Origin of the sequence: Novosphingobium sp. B-7 (assembly GCF_000410615.1) — a bacterium.
GTDB classification, from domain to species: domain Bacteria; phylum Pseudomonadota; class Alphaproteobacteria; order Sphingomonadales; family Sphingomonadaceae; genus Novosphingobium; species Novosphingobium capsulatum.
In genome coordinates this window covers 8,257-10,272 of record NZ_KE148375.1, presented here as the reverse complement: position 1 = coordinate 10,272, position 2,016 = coordinate 8,257, and the positions used below count along the sequence as shown (strand labels likewise).

General features: G+C 65.6%; 4 protein-coding genes. All 4 read left to right on the top strand.

Going from position 1 to position 2,016, the window contains the following annotated elements:
- A partial coding sequence (puhC, locus tag H926_RS27975) for a photosynthetic complex assembly protein PuhC (protein WP_022677148.1) occupies positions 1-435 on the top strand: 435 nt, incomplete at its 5' end.
- Entirely contained in the window at positions 432-722 is a 291-nt protein-coding gene (locus H926_RS0115570; RefSeq protein ID WP_022677147.1) for a hypothetical protein, read from the top strand. The genes puhC and H926_RS0115570, both read left to right, overlap by 4 nt.
- On the top strand, positions 719-1,795 hold the full coding sequence (gene acsF / locus H926_RS0115565) for a magnesium-protoporphyrin IX monomethyl ester (oxidative) cyclase (RefSeq protein WP_022677146.1): 1,077 nt from the start codon (positions 719-721) through the stop codon (positions 1,793-1,795). Before H926_RS0115570 ends, acsF begins: the two co-directional genes overlap by 4 nt.
- Positions 1,789-2,016 (top strand): DUF3623 family protein (locus H926_RS34855; RefSeq protein WP_043609842.1); only part of this gene is annotated, 228 nt, incomplete at its 3' end. The genes acsF and H926_RS34855, both read left to right, overlap by 7 nt.

Here is a 2,016-nt window from a genome sequence, read left to right as displayed (position 1 = left end):
GCCATGGCCGGGGCGCTGGTGGCGATTACCCTGGCACTGACCACCCTGGTCCGCGTCGGCGTGCTCGATCGCGAGGCGGTGCCAGCGGTGGAGCGCGCGCAGGACAGGGTTGCCGCCGTCGAAGTGCGCCACCTGGTCTTTGCCGATCGTGCCGATGGCGCCGTGGTGGTGGACGATACCGACAGCGGCCGCACCCTGGCCGTGCTGGTGGGTGAAAACGACGGCGGCGGCTTTGTGCGCGGGGTGATGCGCGGCATGGCGCGCGACCGCCGCATGCACGGCATCGGCCCGGCCGCACCGTTCGAACTGACGCAGTGGGCCAATGGCGCACTGACCCTGCGCGATCCGACGACCGGCCGCGCGGTGGAATTGGGCTCGTTCGGCGCCACCAACCGCGCCGCCTTCGCCCGCTTCCTGAAAGGCAGCCAGGCATGATCCGCGCCCGCGCCTTTACCGTGCCCTGCCGTATCGCGATCGAACAGAGCGCCGCCCATTTCCACGCTCATGTGGAGCTTGATGGCGATCTGGCGGTGCATCCCGGTGACCGCGTGCGCGTGCATGGCGATCCGGTGCGGGTGCTGTTCGGGCAAAGCGTGGTGTTAGAACGCACCGCCACCGTGGTGCGCGCCGGCCCGCTGCTGCGCGCCTGGACCCGCCTTGCCGCCTATCTTGGCCTGACCGAGATTTACGAAGTCAGCTTCACACCTGGGAGCCTCAGATGAACGCCCACACCGCCAAGCATCCCGCGGTGGCCGCCAAGGCCGATGTTCATGCCATGGTGAGCCACGAAACCGTGCTCAGCCCGCGCTTCTACACCACGGATTTCAAGGCGCTCGACGCGATCGACGTGTCGCTGGTGCGGCGCGAATGGGATGCACTGATCGCCGAGATGGTCAGCGACCCCAACAAGCACCACTTCAAGCGCGAGCAGGACTTTTCCGGCATCATCGCCGCGCTCGAACCCGAACTCCGCGCCGAATTTACCGATTTCCTGGTCAGCTCGCTCACCTCGGAATTTTCCGGGTGCATCCTCTATGCCGAAATGGCGCGGCGCACCAGCAACCCGGATATGAAGATGCTGTTCAAGCTGCTGGCCCGCGATGAAAGCCGCCATGCCGGTTTCATCAATGAGGCCTTGAAGGACGAAGGCATCGGGATTGACCTGAGCTTCCTGACCAAGGCCAAGAAATACCATTATTTCAAGCCGAAGTTCATTTTTTATTCGGTCTATCTGTCGGAAAAGATCGGCTACGCGCGCTATATCACGATCTACCGCCAGCTGGCCGCCAAGCCGGAATTGCGCTTCCACCCGATCTTCGCCTGGTTCGAGGAATGGTGCAACGACGAGTTCCGCCACGGCGAAGCCTTCGCCTTGCTGCTGCGCGCCGATCCCAAGCTGCTGCGCGGCGCCAACACGCTGTGGGTGCGCTTCTTCCTGCTGGCGGTCTATGCCACGATGTATGTGCGCGATCATGCCCGCCCGGTGTTTCACCAGGCGCTGGGCCTCGATCCCACCGATTACGATTACCGCGTCTTCACCATCTGCTCGCAGATCGCGCGCCAGGTCTTCCCGGTGGAACTCGATACCGATGATCCCCGCTTCCGCCGCGCGATGGACCGCCTGCTCGTGGCCAGCAACCGCATCGCCGCCGGCAAGGCGCGCGGCGGCCTCGCCGGCGCATGGCTGCGCGCCACCGGGGCAATCGGCGCCGGCGCCAACTTTGCGCGCATGTTCCTGCTGCGCCCGCGCCACAATCGGCTGCCCGCCACGGTCCGGCTGCAACCGGCATGGTAAGCTGGACCGGCCACGTCCTGCCTGTCCTGGCAACGATCCTGATCTGGTTCTTTGCAACCGGGCTGGTCGCGTGGCTGGATAATCGCGCGCGGCACACTTTTGCCCACAGCCTGCTGCTGGCCGGCTGCGCCGCGATCGGCGGCATCGTGATCATCGCGCTGGCGATGCAGCATGCCACGCTGCTGGGCGTCTATGCCTCGCTCGCCGGCGCGATCCTGATC